Genomic DNA, 22678 nt, shown 5'->3' on the forward strand with positions numbered 1-22678 from the left:
CGTCATGTTAGCGTTATCTTTCACGCTTTGGCCTGTCGGTCAAATGGATAATGGTAAGGCCATCTGCTTTTTGAAGATTACCAATCTTGATGCTGAAGCGGATATCGTTTGCAGTCACGCCTCGGCAAAAAAGAAGGGGCTGGCGGTCGCCAGCCCCTTGAAGGGCCTCCCGATTCTCGGGGAGGGGGACCGAGATCAGCGAGCCATAAGCGCCGCATAAGGAGGCAGTTCGGCCAGAGTCGCGCCGTTCACCTGTTCGATTGGCGTGCAGTGCGTCACCAGGGCTGCGGGGAGTGCCACGGGCGCTGCCGAGAGGTTGAACGCGCACAGGATCCGCATGTCGCCCAGCGTGCGTGCGAAGACGAGCAGGGCATCATCCGCGTGCAGCACCTCCATCGCGCCTTCCACCAGCGCCGGATGGGTACGGCGCAGCGCGATCAGGCGACGCGTGTGCTGAAGGAGCGAGGTGGGATCGGCCTCCTGCAGGTCCACCGCCAGCGCCCGGTGCTCGGGGCCGAGCGGAAGCCAGGGGCGGGCGGTGCTGAAGCCGATGTTCGGCGCGGCGGCCGCCCACGGCATCGGCGTGCGCGCGCCGTCGCGGCTTAGCGTAAGCGGCCAGTTCGCGATCGCTTCGGGATCCTGCAGGTCCGCGAAGTCGATATCGACCTGGGTCAGGCCCAGTTCCTCGCCATAATAGAGAATTGCATTGCCACGTAGCGTAAGCAGCAACAGCATCTTCATCACGGCGAATGCAGCGCGATGCTCGGGCGCCACCCAGCGCGACAGCGCGCGCGGTGCATCGTGGTTCTCGAACGCCCAGCTTGGCCAGCCAATGCCCGGCGTGTCTGGCCATTCGGCGAGCGCGCGCTGCACCAGCGCGGGCGTCAGGCGGTCGGCGTAGAGGAAGTTGAAGCCATAAGCACTATTGAGCCGCGTCTCGCCGGCGGTGAATTGGTGCATTTCGGCCTCCGGCGCGGGGCCGCCGACTTCGGCGACGGTGAAGCGGCCGGGATAAAGATCGGCCAGCGCGCGCAGTTTCTCGAGCAGCAGCGGAATGTCGGCATGGCTCTGGTTGTAGACATGCTGCTGGAAGTCGAACGGGCGCGTACGGGGCAATCCCGTGTCGGGCGCGGGCGGGTTATCGCGCAACTGCGGATCATGCATCGTGAAGTTGATGGCATCCAGCCGGAAGCCGTCGACGCCGCGATCCAGCCAGAACTTGGCCGTGGCGAGGGTGGCAGCCTGCACCTCCGGATTGTGGAAGTTTAGGTCGGGCTGCTCGCGCAGGAAATTGTGGAGATAATATTGGCCGCGCCGAGCGTCCCAGGTCCAGGCCGGGCCGCCGAACACCGACTGCCAATTGTTGGGCGGGCTGCCATCGGGCTTGGCATCGGCCCAGACATACCAGTCGGCGCGTGCGTTGGTGCGGCTGGTGCGGCTCTCCTGGAACCAGGGATGCTGGTCCGAGCTGTGCGAATAGACCTGGTCGATCAGCACCTTGAGGCCGAGCGCATGGGCGCGGGCGACCAGCGCGTCGAAGTCGGCGAGCGTGCCGAACACGGGATCGACGCCGCAGAAATCGGCGATGTCATAGCCAAAATCTCGCATCGGTGACGTGAAGAAGGGCGAGATCCACACCGCGTCCACGCCCAGCGCCGCGACATGATCGAGCCGCGCGGTGATGCCGGGCAGGTCGCCGATGCCGTCGCCGTTCGAGTCCGCAAAGCTGCGTGGATAGATCTGGTAGATCACCGCGCCGCGCCACCACGGCCGAGTTTCGGTGGAGAGGTCACGCATCGACATTAGGTTCACTTGGAGGCTCCGGCCGCGCAGACGGCGAAGCCGAAGGCGGGAAGGGAAAGGGTGAGGCTGCCGGGGGCAGAGGCGCTGGCAGGGCAGGCACCTGCCAGGGTGCGGAAGGCGGTGGAGCCGGCCTCGACCTGGACGTTGCCCGTCCAGGGCTCAGGGCTGGTGTTGAAGGCGATCACTGTCTCCGCGCCGGTCCTCGGATCGAAGCGTGAGACGGCGAACAGACCCGGCTTGTCGCTGGCGAAACGCGTGACCTGCCGCCCGCGGGTGAGCGCCGGGTGGCTGGTCCGCAGCCGGGCGAGCGTCGCGATCTCGCGAAACAGCGGATGGCCGAGGTTGAAGCTGGGCGTGGCGGTGGTCGCGTCGGTGCCGAGCAGGTGATTGTCGTTGTAGCTGGCCACCTTGCTCCCGAACATGTCCTCGCGCGCGTCCTGGTCGTTGCCGTCGCTGACGAAGCCCTGCTCGTCGCCCGAATAAATGGTCGGCACGCCGCGCAGCAGCAGGAGCATTGCCTGGGCGAGCTCGACCCGCTGGAGCAGTTCGGCCTGGCTGATCTTCGGATTGGCCTGCTTGATGAAGGTGGCGGCGCGGCCCGCGTCATGGTTGCTGACGAAGGTGGGCAGGCGGTGCGCGGTCTTCTCGCCGCCCTCGTACAGCACGTCCGCCGCGAACACCTTTGCGAGGCGATCGGTCCCCTTGCCGCCGGCAACATCGATCACCGCCTGGTTGAAGGCGAAGTCGAGCACTGCGGGGAACTTGTCGACGCGGGTGTGGCGGGCCAGCGCGGCGACTTCTGGATCGGCGACCTCGCCGAAGATGTGGAAGTTAGGGATCCCCTTCGCCTTGGCGCGGGCCAGCATTGCCGGGACGAAGGCCTGCCAAAACTCCGGGTTCACATGCCGCGCGGTGTCGACGCGGAAGCCGTCGATGCCGAAGCGATCGATCCAGCCGCCGAAAATGTCGATCATCCCGGCAACGACACGCGGATGCTCGGTCATCAGGTCGTCTAGGCCGACGAAATCGCCCATGGTCGAGCTCTCGCCCGCAAAGGACGAGTTGCCGCGATTGTGGTAATAGATCGGATCGTTGAGCCAGGCGGGCACCTTCACGTTCCGCTCCGCCTCGGGCACCGCCGGCGTATAGGCATAGTCCGGGCGAGTGAGCCTGGCGAAGTTGGCGGCGCTGTGATCGTCGTCGCCGCTGAAGCCAGGGTTGATGGCCGTGCCGGCGACGCCCCCTTTACGGCTGTAAGGATAGTCGGCGCGGCTGCGATAGCTGCAGTCGCCGCATTCGCGATACTGGATCACGTCCGCCGTGTGGTTCACCACGATGTCCATATAGACCTTGATGCTCCGCTTGTGTGCGGCATCCACCAGCGCCTTGAACTCGGCGTTGGTGCCGAAATGCGGATCGACCTGGGTGAAATCGGTGATCCAATAGCCGTGATAGCCCGCCGATTCCTGCCCCTTCGGCCCCTGCACCGGCTTGTTCTTGAAGATCGGGCCGACCCAGATCGCGGTGGCGCCCAGCGCCTGGATATAGTCGAGCCGCTGGATCGCGCCCTTCAGATCGCCGCCATGATAGAAGCCCTTGGACGCAGGATCGAAACCGGTGACCAGCCGGTCGCCGGTCAGCCCGCCGCGATCATTGGTGGGGTCGCCATTGTCGAAGCGGTCGGGGAGGAGGAAGTAGAGCACCTCGTCCTCGGGCAGCCGGTCGCGATAGGTCTGCGCCATGGCCGGAGTCGCGGCGAGCGCGGCGGCGATCAGGGCGAGGGCGGTGGAACGGATCATGCGGCAATCTCCGCGTCCGCAGCGCCGTGCGCGCGGACGAACTCGCTATGGGGGGCCATCTGCGCGGCCTCGCGCGCATTAAGCTTGGCGATGAGGTCGAGATACTCGGCGATCTGCGCGGCCGGCGGCGCATCGGCGAGCGGGTGATGACCCTCCGCCGCGATGCCCTGGCCGGCGAGCACCTGTAGCCAGGCGACGTCGCTGAACAGATCGCCGTCCTCGCGGTCGATCTCGCCGCTCGCGCGCCACAGCGCGATCTTCTCGGCAAGGCCGTCGGGCAGGGGCGCCTCGCGGCGTTCGCGCCAGAAGGGCTCGTCGCGATCGTTCGCCCAGTAATGCAGGGTCAGGAAGTCGCGGATCCGCTCCATCTCCTGCGCGGCCTGCCGGTTGTAGCGGTTGCGCAGCGGCGCGATCGCGCGGGCGCCCGGCAACAGCGTCAGCACGCGCTCGATCGCCGACTGGATGAGGTGGATGCTCGTCGATTCCAGCGGCTCCAGGAACCCGCTGGCAAGGCCGAGCGCGATGACGTTGCCCGCCCAGCACTGCTCCCGGCGCCCCGCCGTGAAGCGCAGCGGCCGCGGATCGGCGAGCGCGGGCTCGTCCAGTCCGGCTAGCAGCGCCGCGGCGGCCGCATCGTCCGACAGATGCCGGCTCGAATAGACGATGCCGTTGCCCGTGCGGTGCTGCAGCGGAATCCGCCACTGCCAGCCGGCCCCGTGCGCGGTGGCGCGGGTATAGGGGGTGAAATCGCGTGCACGCGCGCTGGGCACCGCCAACGCGCGGTCGCACGGCAGCCAGTGCGACCAGTCGCGATAGCCAACGCCCATCGCCTCGCCGATCAGCCGCGCATGGAAGCCGGTGCAGTCGAGAAACAGGTCGCCTTCGATCCGGCGATCGCCGTCGAGGTGCAGCGCCTGCAGATTGCCGTCCTCCCCCGCCCGCGCGACTGCTTCGATCCGTCCCTCGTGCCGCACCACGCCCCGCGCTTCGGCATAGTCGCGCAGGAAGCGAGCATAGAGACCCGCATCGAAATGGAAGGCATAGGGCATTTCCGGCAGTACGCGGGCGGTGCGGGCGGGCCCACGCTGCATCCGGTTGCCGAGTGCCGCGACATTGTTGAGCGCATAAGCGGCCAGCGGCTCGGCCACGCCCTCGGCCATTCCGCGCAGCCAGGTGTGGCGGAAGGCGAGCAGGCCGTTGTCGCGGCCAACCTCGCCAAAGGCGTGCATGTAGCGCCCGCTTTTGGTCCAGCCGACGAACTCGATCGCCAGCTTGTAGCTCGCCTGGGTGGCGGCGACGAACGCGTCCTCGTCGATGCCCAGGCTGGCGTTGAACATCCGGATCTGCGGAATAGTCGCTTCGCCCACGCCCACCGTGCCGATCGCATCCGATTCGACGAGCGAGACGGTGAAGCCGGCCCCCAGGAACCGGACCAGCGCGGCGGCCGCCATCCATCCGGCGGTGCCGCCGCCGGCGACGACGATGCGATAGGGTGCTGTGGATGCCATGGCCTACCCTTCCGGTGCCGGCAGGTGGCGCCCGGCTCCCTGCGGGGGAACCGGGCGGCCAACCGTCAGAACTTGTACGTGATGCCGAGATAATAGTCCCGGCCGTAGCGCTGATATTCGCGGACCAGGCGCTGGTCGCCGGCCTCGGTGGTGACGAACGGCTGGTCGGTCAGGTTCTTTGCCTGCGCCAGGATCGCGAGGCCCTTCAGCGGACCGGCCTGGAATTCATAGCCGATCTGGGCATCCAGCACCCCTTCCGCCTTGCCGGTGCGGAATTCCGGGTTGGCCGAAAGGCCGGCCAGCTCCGCCAGGAAGCTGTCGCGCCAGCGATAGGTGGCGCGCGCCTGGAAGCCGTTCTTCTCGTAATAGGCAGTGCCGGTGGCGATCCACTTCGATTGGCCGGGCAGCGTCACCGGCTGGGTGGGGTTGCTGCCATAGGTCACGCGGCTGTCGACATAGCTGCCGCTGGCGAACACGCCGAACCCGTCCAGCGCGCTGGTAAAGGTGCTGAACGGCAGCGATGCGGTGGCTTCCACGCCCAGAATGTCGCCTCGGCCGGTATTGTCCGGCGTGGTCACTAGGCCGAACTGCGCGTTCTGCGCCCGTACGATCGCCGCCGCCGCCGGGGGCAGCGCCGACAGCAGCGCCGAGAAGTCGTACAGCGTGCTGTTGTTCGGATCGACGAAGTCGGTGAGGTGCTTGTAGAAGCCGGTCAGCGCCAGATAGCCGCCACCGCGCAGATACTTCTCTACCGAGATGTCGATGTTGGTCGATTGATAGGGGCGAAGGCGGAAATTGCCGCCGTTTGAGCTGAACGGGCTGTTCTGCGGCAAGCTGCCCAGGCCCACCTTGGAAAGATCGATGCTCACCGCCTGGGTGATGCGTTCCTGGTCCAGGCGGGGGCGGACCATCGTCTGCGCCGCACCCAGCTTGACGTAGAAGGCGTCCATCAGTTCCAGGCTGAACGTCGCCGAGGGCAGGAAGTTGGTGTATTTGGTGCTGTCTGCGACCGGTGACGTGGTGACGACGCCGTTCTGCAGCGCGGCGATCGCGCCAGAGGAGCCTTGGTCGGTATGCACCACCTGCAGGCCAAGCGTGCCCTTCAGTGCCTTGCCGCCGACAAGGCCGTCGATCACCAGCTTGGCATAGCCGGTATAGACCTTCTCGGTCACGACGTTGTCGCGCACCAGCGAGTCCGGGCGATTGTCGAACACCGAACGCAGCTGGCTGTACACCTTCAGCGGATCATAGGTCAGCATCTTCGGCACGCCCAGATAGGCCAGCGCCACCGGCTCGCTTAGCACCGCGTCCGCAGGCACCGCGAAGCTGGTCGGCGTGCCGCTGGCGATCGTGCAGTTGGTGCCGGCACCCGGCGGGCACAGGAAGAACGATGTGTAGCGGCTCTGCTTCTCGCGGCGGCTGAAGTTCGCGCCGACTTCCCAGCCCTTCACCACGCTGCCGCTGAACTCGCCGTTGAAGCTGGCGCGCAGCGATTTCAGGTCGTCCTCGAAGTCCGGCCGGTTGAGGAAGCCGGCCTGGACGACGGACTGGGTGCCGTTGAACCCCCAGCCGCGCGGATCGGTCAGCCGGATCACGCTCGTGTTGGTGTAATCCAGCGTCGGCACGATGCTGTAGGTGCCGTTCGCGTTCTGGTTGATCCGGATCGTGTCCTTGGCGCCGGTGGAGTTGTAGCCCGTGCCCGAATAGGTTTCGAGCAGGAAGTCGGTGCGGGTGGCGCGGCTCCAGCTGGCGTCGACGACAAAGTGAACGCTGTCGCTCAGCTTGAAATCGTTGTTCCAGCCCAGCGACAGGTTTTCGGCCTTGCGATCGTTGAAGTCGTTACGCTGGACGGCGACGACGTTGCTCAGCGTGGCGCTGGTGACCAGGCCGTTCTGCACCGTGTAACCGGGCTGAATCACGGCGTTCGATCCCCATTGCGGTGCAATCGGGAATTCGATGCCGCGCAGGCGCTGGGTTTCCTGGAAGTGCGAATAAAGCGCGTCGAAGGTCGAATGGAAGTTATCGCTCGGTTCCCATTCCACCGTGGCGACGCCGCCATAGCGCTTGAGCAGGTTGGACTGCACATAGGGCTTCGCGCCGCCGAGGAAGAGATTGCCGCCGGCGGCGGTCTCGTTCGGGAAGCCCCAGGCGGCATAGCGCTCGATCTGGGTCGGCGTGTTCTGCGCCGAAAGGCCGATCGCGATACCCAGCGTGTCGCCGGCGAACTTGTCGACGAACGTCGCCGACGCACGATAGCCATAGCGGGTGCCGTCGGGGTTGAGCGCCTTCTGCTCGTTCAGCTGGCCACGCGCCGCGACGACGAAGGTGCGCTTCGATTGATCGAGCGGACGAAGCATGCGCAAATCGACCGTGCCGGCGATGCCTGCGGCGATCAGCGACGCATCGGCCGACTTGTAGACGTTGACGTTGCGGAAGAATTCCGACGGATACTGATCATATTCGACGCCGCGATTGTCGCCCACCGTCACCTGCTCGCGGCCGTTCAGCAGCGTGGTGGAGAAATCGGGCCCCAGGCCGCGGATCGACAGGCGCTGGTCGCGGCCTTCCAGCCGCTGCGCGGTGACGCCCGGGATGCGGGCGAGCGAGTCTGCGATCGACACGTCGGGCAGCTTGCCAATGTCCTCGGACGATACCGAATCGACGATCATCGTGTTGTTGCGCTTGATGTTCGCCGAGGATGCGAGCGCCGCGCGGAAGCCGGTGACGACGATCTCGCCGCCGGTGGCGCTATCCTGCGTGTCGCTTGCCGGCATGTCGGCCGGCGGGGTCGCGGCGTCCTGCGCTAGGGCGGCGGCGGTGGTGAAGCTGAAGGCGATCGCGGCGGCGCTGGCGCCAAGCGCGATGCGGGCGGCACGCGGGCCGCGGAAGGTGCGAAGCAACATGTCTCTCCCCAATTCGTCTCTGCTCCGGGCTCTTGATGGCCGGATGGTGCCCGCCCCATGCGGGATGCGCCGGATCTGCGCAGTGCTGCACCTCTTCTTGCAAAACAGGGTATGGAGGCCAGCCGCTCACATACGTATTCAACCGCGAACTGGGCCGGGGAGGCCGGTTTTCCGCCACTGCCGCGATTGACGCGGCCTTGCCGATGCGCCCATGCATAATATGCGATGCGGGGATACGGCCGCACGCGGGGAGGGTTCATGATGGGCATGCAGCGCAAGCCTACTTCGTTCGACATTGCCCAGCTCGCCGGCGTTTCGCAGCCGACCGTCTCGCGGGCGCTGCGCGGCGAGGCGGGGGTCAACCCCGCGACGCGTCTGCGCATTGAGTCCATAGCGAAGCAGTTGAACTACCGTGTCGACAAGGCGGCCTCCAATCTCCGTACCCGCCATTCGCAGACGCTGGCGCTGCTGTTCTTCGAAGATCCGACGTCGGATGATTCGCTGATAAATCCGTTTTTTCACTCGATGCTGGGTTCTATCATTCGCGCTTGTGCCGAACATAATCATGATCTGCTGATTAGCTTTCAGCAGCTCTCCAGTGACTGGCACACCGATTATGAGGATGCTCGCAAGGCCGATGGGCTGATCCTGCTCGGCTATGGCGATTTCGAACTGTACCGCACGCGGCTCGCTGCCCTACGGGATGCCGGCACGCATTTCGTGCGCTGGGGTTCGGTGCTCTCCGAAGATGCGGGGCTCACCGTCGGTTGCGACAATCGTGGCGGCGGTGCGGAGGCGACGCGGCACCTGCTGGCGCTGGGCCGGCGACAAATTGGATTTTTGGGTACGGCCTCCAGCCATTATCCGGAGTTTCACGAGCGCTATCGCGGCCATGCGGAGGCGCTGGCCGCCGCGGGTATCGCGGTTGCGCCCGATCTGCAGATCGATGCGATCACCACCGAGGAATCGGGGGCGGCCGCTGCCCAGGCGCTGCTCGACAGCGGCGCGCAATTCGACGCGGTGCTTGCGGCGAGCGACCTGATCGCGATCGGCGCGATGCGGGCGCTTCAGGCCGCGGGCAAGCGCATTCCAGAGGATGTTTCGGTGATCGGTTTCGACGATATTCCCGCCGCCAGTTCGGCAAGTCCGCCGCTCACCACCGTGATGCAGGATGCGCGGCTGGCCGGTCGTCGCCTGGTGGAAACCCTGATCGGCCGCATCCGCGACACGCCGGTCGGTCCGGCGCTGCTGCCCACCAAGTTGATCGTTCGCAAATCGTGCGGAGCGTGAGGGTGGAGAAGCCGCGTCAGTCCTTTGCTGGGCTTTGGAACATCAGCTTCGGCTTTTTCGGCATCCAGATCGGGTTCGCGCTGCAGAACGCCAACATGAGTCGAATCTTCCAGTCGCTCGGCACGGATCTGGACGATCTGCCCGCGCTCTGGGTGGCGGCGCCGCTCACCGGCCTGTTGGTGCAGCCGGTCATCGGCCATCTCAGCGACCGCACCTGGCTCGGCCGTCTGGGGCGGCGGCGGCCCTATTTCCTCGGCGGGGCCATACTCGCGGCGCTGGCGCTGCTGCTGATGCCGGAAAGCCCGGCTTTGTGGTTCGCTGCGGGCCTGCTCTGGGTGCTCGATGCCTCGCTCAACATCTCGATGGAGCCGTTCCGCGCGTTCGTGGGTGACATGCTGCGCAAGGACCAGCACAGCGCTGGCTATGCGGTGCAGACTGCCTTTATCGGCATGGGCGCGGTGCTGGGATCGATCTTTCCCTGGGCGCTCGAAAAGTTCGGCGTCTCCAATGCGGCGGTTGCGAACGGCCTGCCGGATACGGTGAAGTTCGCCTTCTGGTTCGGTGGAGCGGCGCTGTTTTGTGCTGTCTTGTGGACGGTGCTGACGACGCGCGAATACAGCCCGGCCGAAATGGCTGCGTTCGACGATGCGTCGGCGGTGGAAGCGGGGGCCGCGATGCGGCTGCTTGCGGCGCGCCATCCGGCGGCGGGGATGCCCTGGGTTCTGGGCGGCGCGCTGGTGGTCCTCGCGGTCGCCCGGTTCGCACTGGAGAAGGAAGTCTATCTGCTCGGCGGTCTGCTGATCGCCTATGGCGTCGCGCAGGCGGTGGCGATCCTCCGTGCGCGGACGGACAGGGCGAGCATGCTCGGCCATATCGTCGGCGATTTCGCCGGCATGCCGGTGCTGATGAAGCGGCTGGCGGTGGCGCAGTTCTTCAGCTGGTCCGCGCTGTTCATCATGTGGATCAACACGACGCCGATCGTCGCCGGCACCTTCTATGGCGCGCCCGATCCGACAAGCACCGGCTATCAGCAGGGCGCCAACTGGGTCGACGTGCTGTTCGCTACCTATAACGGCGTTGCGGCGGTGGCCGCGCTCACGCTGTTGCCGCTGCTCTCCGCGCGCATCGGCAAGGCGCGGACGCACCTGGTCGGCCTGGTATGCGGCGCGGCGGGCTTCGCCAGCTTCTTCCTCGTGCGCGATCCGGTGTGGTTGATCGCCAGCGAAATCGGCATCGGCATCGCCTGGGCGTCGATTCTCGCCATGCCGTACGCCATCCTCGCTTCCAGCCTGCCGCAGGCGAAGCTCGGTATCTACATGGGATTGTTCAACATTTTTGTCGTTTTGCCGCAGCTGTTGGTGGCAACGGTAATGGGATCAATCATGAAGCGCCTCTTCCCCCAAGAACCCATCTGGACGATGGCTTTCGCTGCGGGCACGCTGCTGCTTGCGGCAGCGGCGATGCTGCGGGTGGCGGCACTGTCGCGGGATTGAAGCAAGGCTAGGCCGGTCGCCGAACCCACGCTATCGTTCCGCATCCGTTGTGGAATAGCGGATCGAGCGACCTCACAGGGAGAGCAGGGATGATCATCGTCGCGGGCGCAACCGGGGACCTTGGGGGCAGGATCGTTCGCGAACTTGCTGGTCTGGGCGCGCCGGTGTGCTCCCTTGTGCGGGCCGGTACTTCGCCAGAACGGATGGCCGCAATCCAGGGAGAGATCCGCACAGTCGATTTCGACGATGTCAGGGCGACCGCCGCTGCGATGGAAGGCGCCAGCTGTGTCGTATCGGCGCTAAGCGGGCTCGAGCCGGTGGTTCTCGGCGTGCAAGGCCAACTGCTCGATGCTGCAGTACAGGCGGGCGTGCCGCGGCTCATCCCTTCGGACTTCGCCATTGACTTCCGCAAGATTCCGCCGGGGACCAACCGTAATCTCGACCTGCGCGAACGCTTTCGCCGCCGCGCCGAGCAAGCTGACATTCGGCTGACGTCGATCCTGAACGGCGCCTTCATGGATATGCTGACCGGCGTGATGCCGGTGATCCAGCATCGTCTCCGCAGCGTGCTCTACTGGGGCAGCGCCGATCAGCCGATGGACTTCACTACCATCGCGGATACGGCGGCCTTTACGGCGCGCGCCGCCATGGATAACGATAGCCCGCGCTTGCTCAACATCTGCGGTGATCGCGTCACTGCGCGCGACCTTGCCCAAATCGCCGGAACTGTCCGCCAGCAGCCCTATCGGGTTCTGCCCGCCGGAACGATCGGGATGCTGGGGCTGATGATCGGCCTCGCCAAGCGGGTTGCGCCCGGCAAACCCGGAGATCTCTATCCTGCTTGGCAGGGCATGCAATATATGCGGAATCTGTTTGCAGGCGAGGGCATGCTGGACACGCCATTCGACAATGATCGCTATTCCGGTCTCCGCTGGACCCGCGTAGAAGATGTGCTGCGCGAGGACGCTAGATGGGTAGGTAAGCGTTAGCGTCGGGCCGCCAGCTTGTGAAGGAGGTCGTCTCGCGCCTGCGCCACCTGATCCGCTGTCGGTGCGCCCAGCGCACCGCGGGCGGCGGGAGCGATACGGTCGGCGGGATCCCCGTTCAGTTGGAATACCAAATGGTCGAACATGGCGCGCCACGCCATGCGCTGGTCTCCCGGCAGCAGCCGGATCGAAAACAGCGCGTGGAGCAGCGCATCGTGCGGACTAAGCATCGCCTCGGGAGCGGACACCCACCAGTAGTTGGCGAAGAGATTGACAGATTCCAGCGAGTCCACCGCGTGCCACCAGTGGAAAGGAATGTAGATTGCATCACCGGGCGCCAGTTCCGCCACCTGGGCATGACGTGCGGCCTCCGCGAAGCGCGGGAAACGCTCCAGGTCCGGCGCCGCGAGATCGACGAGGCTAATCGGCGTCCCCGCCGGCGTGATCTCCAGCGGCCCCATATACAGGTTGCTCACCTGGTCTGGCGGGAACAGCGTGAACCGCCGCCGGCCGGCGACGACGATGCCGATGTTTTCCATCAGATCGTAATGGGCGGCCACTCGAGCAGCGTTGCCCAACCATAAGCGAGGTAGGGCGGCAGCATCGAGCAGGTCGATCCTGTTCTCTTCCTCAAAACCCGGCAGCAGTTGCGGGGCGGGGATCGATTGAATGGCCATGGCATAGCCCGTTGGCCGATCAACTTCGCGCAGGAGCCGATCGAGGAACGGCGCCAGCGGCGACACGCCCCGTACGAAGTTCATGCCGGTCATCGCTGCGTCGTAGAAGAAGCGCCCTTCGATCGCCGGCTCCCCGACGATCGCATTGACCGGGCGATCATGCGCCTTTTGCTTGCAATAGCGTACCAGCGCCGCGGGCCCCGCCCGCCCGGCTTCCACCGCCGGCCAATGCGCGGCAAGTCCGCGAAATACAATCGGCTGCCCAGCGGGCCGTATCTCGGCGTCGAAACGCGCGCGGTCGATCGGTCCCATTTCCCGCATCGGCTGCGGCGCAGGCAGGAGGGTCACGAGACCCGCCGCAGGGGGGCGGGCTGGCAGCCGAGCTCGCGCAGATAGGCATCCTGTAAAGGCATGGTGTTCGCTGTCTCGTCAATCACTTGCGCGATATGGTTCAGACGCTTGAGTGTCTCCTCGTCCGATAGCAGATCGGCGATGGGATGATAGCCTTGGGGTTCGATGCCCTGGCCGTTCATCACGGCCAGCCAACTCGCCTCGGGGAATAGCTCGTGCTGATCCCGGAAGATGCGGCCGTTCGCGCGGAACATGGCGATCTTCTCGCGCAAGCCGTCGGGTGGCGTCAGGTCGCGGCAGCGGCGCCAGAAGGCGCTGTCGTCGCGTTCGGTGGCCTTGTAGTGCAGGATCAGAAAATCGCGAATGTCGGCATATTCGCGCGCTGTCTCGCGATTGAACCTGTCAATCTCCGCGGCATCGAAGTTCTTGCTGGGGAACAGGGCCATCAGCCGGCCGATCCCCGATTGCACAAGATGGATGCTGGTCGATTCCAGCGGTTCGAGGAACCCGCCGGCCAGCCCGATAGCGACGACATTTCCGATCCAGGCGCGATCACGATGGCCGGCGCGAAAGGCAAGCTGGCGCGGTTCGGCTAGCGGTGGTCCGTCCAGGTGCGCCAGCAGTGTCGCCGCCGCCTCGTCGTCGGAAAGAAAGGCGCCGGCATAGACATAGCCGTTGCCGATGCGGTGCTGCAGCGGAATCCGCCATTGCCACCCCGCCGCCCGAGCGATTGATCGGGTGAGCGGCATCCGATCGCCGCCTAGGGCGCAAGGCACGGCGACGGCCCGGTCGCAGGGCAGCCAGTCGGTCCAGTCCTGAAAGGTCGCACCCATCGCCTGCTCGATCAGCAGTCCTCGAAAGCCCGAGCAATCGATGAATAGATCGCCTGCGATGTCGGTGCCGTCCTCAAGCCGCACTGCAGACACATGCCCGGTATTGGCGTCGCGCAGCACATTGACGATGCGGCCTTCGGTCCGGATTACGCCCAGCGTTTCGGCTAGGTTCCGCAGATAGGTGGCGTAGAGCGCAGCGTCGAACTGAAACGCGTAGCCAAGCTTCGCCAGCGGCGAGTTGGGCAGTTCGGGGCGCGGATGCGTGAAACGGCCCCGCATGCCGGCACTCGCACCGATCGAATAGGCGTCCAGCGGAACCGTTGCGCCCAGAGACCGCGCCTTCAGCCAGAAGTGGTGGAACTCGACGCCCAGCATGTCGAGTCCATAGACGCCGAAGGGATGAACATAGCGATGGCCGATTCGGCGCCAATCGACGAATTCGATACCCAGCTTATAGGTGGCCTGGGTAGCGCGGACGAACTCGGCTTCGTCAATGCCCAACATGGTGTTGAACAGCGCAATGTGGGGGATCGTCGCCTCGCCGACGCCGATCGTCCCGATCTCCGCCGATTCCACGAGCTCGATGCGCATCTCCGGCATTCGTCCGAGCAGTTTGCCGAGCGCCGCCGCAGCCATCCAGCCGGCGGTGCCGCCGCCTACGATAACGACCCGCTGGATAAGGTCCTGTCTCACACCGGCGAGCCTGGCGATGCGAAGGGCGATTCCTGTGCAAAGGAAAAGACCGGCAGGCTTTCCGCCTGCGCAGCCGGCGAGGCGCTCTGCTTGGGCGCGATAGCTGCCAGGAATTCGGCGTGGCTGGGCATTTTCTGGGCGGTCTCCCAATAGCCCTGGCGCATCTGTTCGAGCGCCTGGGCGACGAGATTTTCGTCCAGCGCGTCGGCTGCTGGCTCATGTTCCTCGGGCACGATATGCTGGCCCAGGCAGACGGCGATCCAGCTGGGATTCGCGAACAGCTCCATGCCTTCGCGGAACAGCCGTCCCTTGGTGCGGAACAGCTCAATCTTGCGATTGAGGCTGTCGGGCACGTCCATCGTCCGGCAGCGATCCCAGAAGGGCGTGTCGTTGCGATGCGTCGCTTTGTAGTGAAGGACGATGAAGTCTCGCACGTCCTCGTACAATTCGCGCATCTGGCGATTATATTCGTCCCGCTCGATGGCGGCGAAGCGCTTGTCGGGGAACAGCGCGATCAGCCGGGCAATGCCGCTCTGGATGAAGTGGATGCTGGTCGATTCCAACGGTTCGATAAAACCGCCGGAAAGGCCAAGAGCCACTACATTCTTCCGCCACATCTCCCGTCTCCGGCCGGTGACAAAGCTAATACGGCGTGGTTCGGCCAGCGGCGCGCCCTCCAGCGAGGCGAGTAGTTGCTGCTCGGCAGTATCGTCGTCGAGGAAGTCGCTGGAATAGACCAGTCCGTTGCCAACACGGTGCTGTAGCGGAATGCGCCACTGCCAGCCGGCGTCCCGCGCGGTGGAGCGCGTGAATGGCGTCGGCTCACGCACATTGGCGCACGGCACCGCGACCGCCCGATCGCACGGCAGCCAGTGTCGCCAATCGTCATACCCGGTCTCCAGCGCCTGCTCGATCAGCAGGCCGCGGAAACCCGAGCAGTCGATGAACAGATCGCCCGCCACGCTGCGCCCATCGGCCAGCGTGAGGGATTGAACGAACCCGTCCTCCGGTCGCAGAGTCACATCGGTGATCCTGCCTTCGATCCGATGGATGCCCCGCGCTTCCGAAAGGCGGCGCAGCAACTGCGCGTACAGGCCAGCATCGAAATGAAAGGCATAGAAGAGTTCGCGCACGGGTGTCTGCGCGTTTGCTGCGGGCCGTCCGAACTTCCCCAGCGACGCCGCCACCGCGCTCATTGACCAGGCGGCGATGTCCGCGATGGGCCTGCGCGCACGCTCACGCAGATACAATTGGTGAAAGTGGACGCCCTGCAGATCCTGGGCATAATTTCCAAACGGATGGAAATAGCTGTCGCCGAGCGCGCCCCAATCCACGAACTCAATGCCAAGCTTGAACGTGCCCTTGGTCTCGGCGATGAACGTATTCTCGTCTAGCCCGATCATCGCGTTGAAGTTAAGGATCGGCGGGATTGTCGCTTCACCAACGCCCACGGTCCCGATCTCTTCCGATTCCACCACGGTTACGCGGGTGTAGCCGTTGTTGAGGAAGCGGGAGAACGCGGCTGCGGCCATCCAGCCGGCGGTGCCGCCGCCGACGATCACAACCTCGCGGATACTATGCTCGTTCATGAAGGTGCCTCGATTGCGCGGCCAGCAGGGCGGCGGGGGTGGGTAGGGGCTGGATCGCCCGATCGATGCGGGCACGGAACGCCTGCATGGCGCGTTCGGCTTCGATCGACGACACGGCATCGGCAAGCGGATCCACGCTGCGCGGAAGCACGCCCTGGCCGAACAGTACGGCAAGCCAGCTGTCGCGGTCGAACGTCTCTTCCTCGTAGAAAGGGAGACGGCCCCGCGCGCGGAAAAGCCGCAGGCTGTGCGCGAGCGATTCCGGCAGGGCTGCGCTGGCAATATCACGCCAGAACAGCTCGTCGCGCCGGCTGGTGCAGTAATGCAGCAGCACGAAATCACGCACCCGCCGTGCCTCCGCAAGCGCCTGACGGTTGTATTCGGCAGTCTCCAGCGGGTGCGGCGCACCGGCCGGCAGCATCGCGATCAGCCGGTCGATCGCGCTGTGCGCAAGGTGCAGATTAGCCCAGACGAGCGGCTCGATAACCACCGCCGCGTCTCCGACGGCAATCACATTGCCGCGCCACGGCTCGAGCGTGGCGCCGGCCTCCAACCGGATCGCCAGCGCGTCGTCCTCTGTGTGGGAGGAGGCGAAGACTCGGCCTGTCTGCGTAGGGCTCGTCCAGCGCCATCCCGCTTCTTCGGCGATGATGGTGTCGTTTGGCGCCGGCTCGGCCGTCGGGGCGTCGCTAAGTACCAGACGGTCGCACGGCAGCCAGCGGCGCCAATCCTCGCGCGTCGCGCCCAGCGTACCGTGCAGCAATGCGTCGGGTCCGGTGCAGTCGACGAAGAGGTCGGCGGCAAGCAGGCTGCCGTCGTCCAGCGTCAGCGCCGTGATGCCGCCGTCCGCTCCCGGTATTACGGCCTTCAGCCCGCCAGCATGGATCCGCACGCCGACATGGCGGGCAAACGCCACGATCATCTTCGAATAGCGCTGCAGGTCCAGCGCCAGTCCGAACCCATGATCGGCGAGGACGTCGTCGCCGGTCGGCAGCATCATCCGGCCGGCGCGAGCCATGACGGCTGCGGGCGAAAAGGCTTCGAACGGCGGGACGTCGCCGCGCATCGCGGCACGCGCCCAAAGCAGATGGAACGGTGCGCTGCCCATCGCTTCGCCATGTCGGGCATAGCTATGGATGAAGTCGCCGTCGGGGCCTGACCATCCCAGGAAGCGAGTGCCGAGGCGATAGAAGCTACGGGTCCGCAGAACGGCATCGTCGACGCCGATGCCCAGATCCTCGTGGAAGCCAAGGATGGAAGGTAGGGTGCAGGCTATCCGATCCGCCAGAGCATGCGCGGGCGGATCCAGCGGGAGGATCGCAACGTCGAGCAGCGGCACGTGCCGCTTCAGCGCTGCCGCTGCCGACCAACCGGTGACGCCGCCGCCAACCACCAGCACGCGGCGCGGCGCGCTCATGCCGCTGCCGCCATCGGGCAATAGCGGTCGATATAGCGCAGATGCTCGGGCACCCGATCCACCGCGGCGGCAATCTCGCCCTGCAGCGCCCGCATGCCGCGCATCAGCACGTCGGCATCGGGCACGTCGGCGCGCGGGTCATAGCCCTGGGGCAGGATTCCCTGGCCAACATAGACGGCGACCCAGCTCGCATCCAGGAACACGCCTTCGCGATACTTCACAACCCGGCCCGCGCGACGGAACAGTTCGATCTTTTCCGCCAAGCTATCCGGTACCTCCATGGTCCGGACATAGTTCCAGAAGTCTGTGTCGGTGCGCGTGGTCGCGTGATAGTGCAGGATCAGGAAGTCGCGGATGCGATCGTATTCAAGGTCGATCAGCCGATTGAATTCGTCGCGTTCAACGTCGCTGTCGGCATTGTCGGGGAACAACTCGATCAGCGCGGTGATCGCCTGCTGTACCAGGTAGATGCTGGTCGATTCGAGCGGCTCCAAAAATCCGCTGGCCAGTCCGATTGCCACGCAATTCTTCACCCAGCTGCGCCGCCGGCGCCCGGCGCGGAAACGCAGGATGCGCGGATCGGCGAGCGGCGCACCTTCCACAGCGCCGGTAAGCGCGCGCGCTGCCTCGTCGTCTGAGGTAAAGGCGCTGGCATAGACATAGCCGTTGCCGGTGCGATGTTGCAGCGGGATGCGCCAGCGCCACCCCGCGGGCATTGCGATCGCACTGGTATAAGGCGTGACGGATGTGGTGGTTCGGCACGGCATCGCCACGGCCCGATCCGCCGGTAGCCAGTGGTTCCAGTCCTCGAACGGCTCCGCCAATGCCTCGCCGAGCAGCAACGACCGGAAGCCGGAGCAGTCAACGAATAGGTCGCCTTCGATCCGCTCCCCATTGTCCAGCCGCACCGCTGTAATCGTGCCGCGCTCGCCGTCGCGCACCACTTCCACCACCTTGCCTTCGGTGCGGCGCGCGCCGAGCCCCTCGGCGATTGCGCGAAGATAGGGGGCAAATAGCAGCGCGTCGAACTGATAGGCATAACCGTAGGTGGAGGTCAGCCGGTCCGGATCCTCGCTCGGCAGGTCAAACCGATTGGCCCTCGCAAGCATGCAGGCGTAGGAAAACACCTCGAAGGGTGGCAGTTCTGCTCCCGCGAGCCGCAACCGCGTCCAATAATGATGGAAATCGACTTCGCCTTTGCCCCGGCCGAACGTGCCGAACGGGTGGACATAGCTATCGCCGATCCTCCCCCAGTTACGGAATTCGATACCCAATTTGAACGTACCGCGCGTCCAAGCCATGAAGTCCGCCTCGCGGATGCCCAGCTTTTCCACGAAGCCGCGAATGTGCGGCAAGGTGGCCTCGCCAACCCCGATGACGCCGATCGTTTCCGATTCGATCAGGTGCAGCGATACGCGTTTGGGCAAAAGGCGCGCGAGCGCCGCGGCGGTCATCCAGCCTGACGTTCCCCCTCCTACGATCACGACCCGTATCGGCTTCGCCCCGCCCATCGGCGACCTCTCCCTCGCGCCTGTCTCCGCTCCGTTTCCAGCAATTTGCGCCGCGCTGTCAAACCCCTTGAGTCCGGCAGGTTTCTTGCTGCGCTGCAACAAAGTTGCATCGGTGCAACACTCTTTGCGGAAACGTACCAGACAATGTTAGCGGTCCCATTGCAAAGCATATGTCAATCTGGTCTATTTCTGACAACATTGTCGTGACCGGAGAGTCACATAACGAGGAGGGGATACATGCGATACCCGTCGCATTCGCGCATCCGTGACATATCGAAGTTAGCTGCTTTCCTGCGTGGCGCGTCAGCCACCGCGATTTGCGTTGCGGGCATGATGGGATCCGCCCATGCGCAAACCACGCCTGTCGATCAGCAGGTCCCCTCCGATCAGGCGCAAACCCCTGCGGACGAAATCGTCGTCACCGGCATCCGCGCCAGCCTTGCCACGGCACAGTCGATCAAGCGCAATTCCGATACGGTGGTGGATGCCATCACCTCGCAAGACATAGGCGCACTGCCCGATCGTTCGGTCACCGAAGCGCTTCAGCGCGTGCCGGGCGTGTCGATCAACCGGTTCGCCGGTTCGAACGATCCGGATCACTTCTCGGTCGAAGGGTCAGGCGTCGCGGTGCGCGGCCTTACTTTCGTTCGGTCTGAATTCAACGGCCGCACGGCGTTCGCGGCCGGCGTGGGGGGGCAGGCGCTGAACTTCGCCGACGTGCCGGCCGAACTGCTCGGCTCGGTCATCGTTGCGAAGAACACCACCGCCGACATGATCGAGGGCGGCCTTGCGGGTACGGTTAACCTCAACACACGCAAGCCTTTCGACCGGGCCGGTCTGCACGCGGCGCTCAGCCTGGAAGCCAATTATGGCGACATGCGCAAGAAGTGGACGCCGACGATCTCGGGTCTGATCTCGAATACCTGGGATACGGGCATCGGCCGCTTCGGCGTGCTCGCCAGCGGTGCCTTCTCGCAGATCAAGAGCCGGTCGGACGGCATTCAGGTCGCGAACTATCAGACGCGCGACAACACGCTCGTCAACGCGGCGAACACCGATGGTACGTTGGTGTGCCGCAACCCGCTTCCCGGCACGACCGACACCACCACGCTGCCCGCGGCAGGCGCGGCTTGCGGCACGGCCAGCGGCCCGGGTGCGGACGGGTTCGCCGACTATGCGGCTCTGCGCGTTGCGCCATCGGGCGGCCAGTTCCGTACGCAGGAATTCAACCGCAAGCGTGACGGCATGTCGTTGTCTGCCCAGTTCGAATCGATTGATCGGCGGACTTTGCTTACGGCCGAATATGTCCGGTCGCACACCACGCAACAGTGGAGCGAGTACACGTTCGAAACCGCGCCTGACCTTGCCGAGTACACCACCTATCCGCTGGGCTGTCTCCAGAACTCGGACGGCCCGTTGACGCGCCCTGCCGATGGCAGCGAAGGTGCCGCCACATCGCGCGCCCAGTGCCCGGTAGGCCAGTTCCGCGATTTCGCATATGACAGCAATGGGCTGTTCCAGTCGGGCTATATCGTCAACACCAGCAATGCATGGCGCGGCGATCCGGCGACGTCGCCCTATGTTCCGATCGGCGGTCTGCAGCAGTCGTTGGCCCGTCGCCAGTCGCGCGAAGAAACGACCAACCAGGATTGGAGCCTGCGGTTGCGGACGGAACTGACCGACCGCCTGACGCTCATGCTCGATGGGCAGGTCGCCAAGTCGCGGCGCGAGCATCTTGATTTTTCAGTATTCGGGTCGAGCTTCGCCGACCAGGAACTCGACATCACGGGCGCGATCCCGAAGGTGACGCCGCACAAGCCGCAATATCTTGGTTACAACTGGTCGACGCCGGGTGCTGCTCTGGCGAACGCGACCGAGGCACAGTACTTCACGGATCCTCGGTTCCAGTTCTGGCGTGCAGCCATGGACCATCTGGAAGACAGCTCCGGCACTCAATATGCCTTCCAGGGCGACGTCGAATACAAGTTCGACGAGGATTCTTTCCTTCGTCGCGTAAAGTTTGGTGCTCGCTATCAGGATCGGAACCAGACGGTGCGTTTCTCGACGTACAACTGGGGTATGCTCAGCGAGACGTGGTCTGGTTCGCGTCCGGTCAATTTCTCGGACACGCCTGCGAGCATGTCGACCCGCTACAACTTCCCGAACTTCTTCCGTGGCCAGACCACGGCTCCGCCCGGCGCCTTCTATTATGCCGGCGACATGATCGGGAATTATGCCGGCGCGGTGAAAGACTTCCAGTCCATCCAAGCCATCGCTACCGGACTGGGCGCCTCGCCGAGCTGGCTGCCACTCGCCGGCCGTGCTCGCGCCGTGGCGGGAACGGCGTACCTGCCGTCTGAGATTCAGCCGGTCACGCAGCTGGATAGCGCGGCATACGGCATGGCCAGCTTTGGCTCGGACACGCTGTTCGGCCGTATCCGCTTCTCGGGCAATATCGGCTTGCGCTGGGTGCGCACCAATATCCGCTCGGAAGGCAGGATCGGTGTCCCCAGCCAGGCTGAACTGAACATCGCTGAGACCTTTGACGAGCGCTGCGAAGCGACGGTTCCGCCGAACGCGCCCCCGGGCACGCCGCCGCAGCGGCCGGGTGGCGTCTGTACCCTCGGCCCATCGGGCTATGCCGAACTGCAGCGCTTCGCTGGAGCGGGCTTCGACACCTATAACGCGGCGAAGACCAGCTATAGCTACTTCCTGCCGAGCCTAAACCTCAAGTTCGGCCTGTCGGATGCACTGTTGCTGCGCCTCGCAGGGTCGAAGGTGCTGACGCGCCCGGACAATGCGAACATCCGCAACTTCCTCACTGTTGGTCTGGGCACTAGCGGTGAACTCACGGCAACCACCGGCAATCCGTTCCTGCGACCGGCGACGGCGTGGCAGTTCGACGCCAGCCTCGAATGGTATTTCGCGCGGGTCGGCTCGCTGACGCTCAACGGCTTCTACAAGGCCATTGACGGGTTCTTCTATCAGGAAGTCACCAATCGCACGCTCACCAGCAACGGCGTGACGAAGAACGTCTTCGTCCGCGGTCCGGCGAACTACGAGGGCACGGGCAAGATCAAGGGCTTCGAAGTCGCCTACCAGCAGACCTATGATTTCCTGCCCGGCGTGCTGGGTGGATTGGGTGTGTCGGCGAACTACACGTACATCGACAGTTCGGGCCTGCCCAACAGCTTCCTGAACGGCGGCTCGCCGTCGAACGTCTCGACGATCACCCCATCGGGCAATCTGCCGCTGGAACAGCTCTCGAAGCACAATGTGAACGCTGCGGTGTTCTACGAACGATCGGGCATCTCGGTGCGTGCGGCGTACAACTGGCGCTCGCGCTTCCTGCTCACCGCTTCGGACGTGATCTTCCCGTATTTCTCGATCTTCAACGAACCGGTCGGGATGCTGGACGCGTCGCTGTTCGTGAACGTCACGAAGGACATCAAGGTGGGTGTCCAGGGCGTGAACCTGACGAACACCGTGACGCGGACAACCCAGGCATACACTGGCGACCCGAAGGATCTCGCACCGCGGTCATACTTCATGAACGATCGCCGGTACTCGATCATCCTGCGCGGAAATTTCTGAGCGCGGATTGCTTGGAAGGTAAATCTGCACGGGCTCCGGCGAGTACTCGCCGGAGCCCCTTTTTTATGCCGGACGGAAGGTGTCTTGTCGGCGCAAGGCGCAACGAAAGACGACCGGGATCCGGCGTGTGCCGGGAACGATAACCTCGCACGCGTGTGGTTCCCGCCACTGCGCCTTGCGTCGATAATAGAGCGGATTTCGACCGCACTGAATCGGTGAGGGATTCCCAAG

The 22678-nt window shown here is 64.9% G+C and carries 13 protein-coding genes; 4 read left to right on the forward strand and 9 right to left on the reverse strand.

What is annotated here, in order from left to right; translation table 11 throughout:
• Positions 1–195: 195 nt before the first annotated feature.
• The 4 genes from B215_RS0114060 to B215_RS0114075 form a co-directional block, all read right to left on the reverse strand.
• A complete protein-coding gene (locus tag B215_RS0114060) occupies positions 196–1803 on the reverse strand; it encodes an alpha-glucosidase (protein WP_019370284.1) in 1608 nt (535 codons plus the stop codon).
• Between the two features lie 5 nt (positions 1804–1808).
• Entirely contained in the window at positions 1809–3602 is a 1794-nt protein-coding gene (locus B215_RS0114065; protein WP_019370285.1) for an alpha-amylase family glycosyl hydrolase, read from the reverse strand.
• Positions 3599–5110, reverse strand: a complete 1512-nt coding sequence (locus B215_RS0114070; protein WP_019370286.1) for a tryptophan halogenase family protein — start codon at positions 5108–5110, stop codon at positions 3599–3601. The genes B215_RS0114065 and B215_RS0114070 overlap by 4 nt, the downstream gene beginning before the upstream one ends.
• Before the next feature lie 65 nt (positions 5111–5175).
• Entirely contained in the window at positions 5176–8013 is a 2838-nt protein-coding gene (locus B215_RS0114075) for a TonB-dependent receptor (RefSeq protein ID WP_019370287.1), read from the reverse strand.
• Between the two features lie 261 nt (positions 8014–8274).
• On the opposite strand from B215_RS0114075, the gene B215_RS0114080 reads away from it, so the two are divergent.
• The 3 genes from B215_RS0114080 (at position 8275) to B215_RS0114090 (ending at position 11785) form a co-directional block, all read left to right on the forward strand.
• A complete protein-coding gene (locus B215_RS0114080) occupies positions 8275–9303 on the forward strand; it encodes a LacI family DNA-binding transcriptional regulator (protein WP_019370288.1) in 1029 nt (342 codons plus the stop codon).
• Between the two features lie 2 nt (positions 9304–9305).
• Positions 9306–10796, forward strand: a complete 1491-nt coding sequence (locus tag B215_RS0114085) for an MFS transporter (protein ID WP_019370289.1) — start codon at positions 9306–9308, stop codon at positions 10794–10796.
• An 89-nt stretch (positions 10797–10885) separates the two neighbouring features.
• On the forward strand, positions 10886–11785 hold the full coding sequence (locus B215_RS0114090) for an NmrA family NAD(P)-binding protein (RefSeq protein WP_082664479.1): 900 nt from the start codon (positions 10886–10888) through the stop codon (positions 11783–11785).
• Here the strand turns inward: B215_RS0114090 and B215_RS0114095 are convergent.
• From B215_RS0114095 to B215_RS0114115, 5 genes are read right to left on the reverse strand one after another with little or no spacing between them, the layout of a single operon-like run.
• Entirely contained in the window at positions 11782–12807 is a 1026-nt protein-coding gene (locus B215_RS0114095) for a cupin-like domain-containing protein (RefSeq protein WP_152997859.1), read from the reverse strand. The two genes, B215_RS0114090 and B215_RS0114095, sit on opposite strands and share 4 nt — an antisense overlap.
• Positions 12804–14336, reverse strand: a complete 1533-nt coding sequence (locus B215_RS0114100; RefSeq protein WP_019370292.1) for a tryptophan halogenase family protein — start codon at positions 14334–14336, stop codon at positions 12804–12806. The genes B215_RS0114095 and B215_RS0114100 overlap by 4 nt, the downstream gene beginning before the upstream one ends.
• The gene (locus B215_RS0114105) at positions 14333–15925 is read right to left on the reverse strand and encodes a tryptophan halogenase family protein (protein ID WP_019370293.1); all 1593 of its coding nucleotides are present in this window, start codon (positions 15923–15925) and stop codon (positions 14333–14335) included. Before B215_RS0114105 ends, B215_RS0114100 begins: the two co-directional genes overlap by 4 nt.
• A complete protein-coding gene (locus B215_RS0114110; protein WP_037513810.1) occupies positions 15912–17342 on the reverse strand; it encodes a tryptophan 7-halogenase in 1431 nt (476 codons plus the stop codon). The genes B215_RS0114105 and B215_RS0114110 overlap by 14 nt, the downstream gene beginning before the upstream one ends.
• Positions 17339–18853, reverse strand: a complete 1515-nt coding sequence (locus tag B215_RS0114115; protein ID WP_026009265.1) for a tryptophan halogenase family protein — start codon at positions 18851–18853, stop codon at positions 17339–17341. Before B215_RS0114115 ends, B215_RS0114110 begins: the two co-directional genes overlap by 4 nt.
• A gap of 330 nt (positions 18854–19183) precedes the next feature.
• On the opposite strand from B215_RS0114115, the gene B215_RS0114120 reads away from it, so the two are divergent.
• Entirely contained in the window at positions 19184–22447 is a 3264-nt protein-coding gene (locus B215_RS0114120; RefSeq protein WP_019370296.1) for a TonB-dependent receptor, read from the forward strand.
• The last annotated feature ends 231 nt before the right edge of the window (positions 22448–22678 follow it).

Origin of the sequence: Sphingomonas sp. ATCC 31555 (assembly GCF_000282895.1) — a bacterium.
Taxonomy (GTDB): domain Bacteria; phylum Pseudomonadota; class Alphaproteobacteria; order Sphingomonadales; family Sphingomonadaceae; genus Sphingomonas.

Excerpts from the sequence above, each read along its gene's own strand:
- B215_RS0114110 (WP_037513810.1), bottom strand. The coding sequence starts at position 17,342 with ATGAGCGCGCCGCGCCGCGTGCTGGTGGTTGGCGGCGGCGTCACCGGT.
- B215_RS0114080 (WP_019370288.1), top strand. The coding sequence starts at position 8,275 with ATGGGCATGCAGCGCAAGCCTACTTCGTTCGACATTGCCCAGCTCGCC.
- B215_RS0114075 (WP_019370287.1), bottom strand. The coding sequence starts at position 8,013 with ATGTTGCTTCGCACCTTCCGCGGCCCGCGTGCCGCCCGCATCGCGCTT.
- B215_RS0114065 (WP_019370285.1), bottom strand. The coding sequence starts at position 3,602 with ATGATCCGTTCCACCGCCCTCGCCCTGATCGCCGCCGCGCTCGCCGCG.
- B215_RS0114105 (WP_019370293.1), bottom strand. The coding sequence starts at position 15,925 with ATGAACGAGCATAGTATCCGCGAGGTTGTGATCGTCGGCGGCGGCACC.
- B215_RS0114060 (WP_019370284.1), bottom strand. The coding sequence starts at position 1,803 with ATGTCGATGCGTGACCTCTCCACCGAAACTCGGCCGTGGTGGCGCGGC.
- B215_RS0114070 (WP_019370286.1), bottom strand. The coding sequence starts at position 5,110 with ATGGCATCCACAGCACCCTATCGCATCGTCGTCGCCGGCGGCGGCACC.
- B215_RS0114120 (WP_019370296.1), top strand. The coding sequence starts at position 19,184 with ATGATGGGATCCGCCCATGCGCAAACCACGCCTGTCGATCAGCAGGTC.
- B215_RS0114115 (WP_026009265.1), bottom strand. The coding sequence starts at position 18,853 with ATGGGCGGGGCGAAGCCGATACGGGTCGTGATCGTAGGAGGGGGAACG.
- B215_RS0114090 (WP_082664479.1), top strand. The coding sequence starts at position 10,886 with ATGATCATCGTCGCGGGCGCAACCGGGGACCTTGGGGGCAGGATCGTT.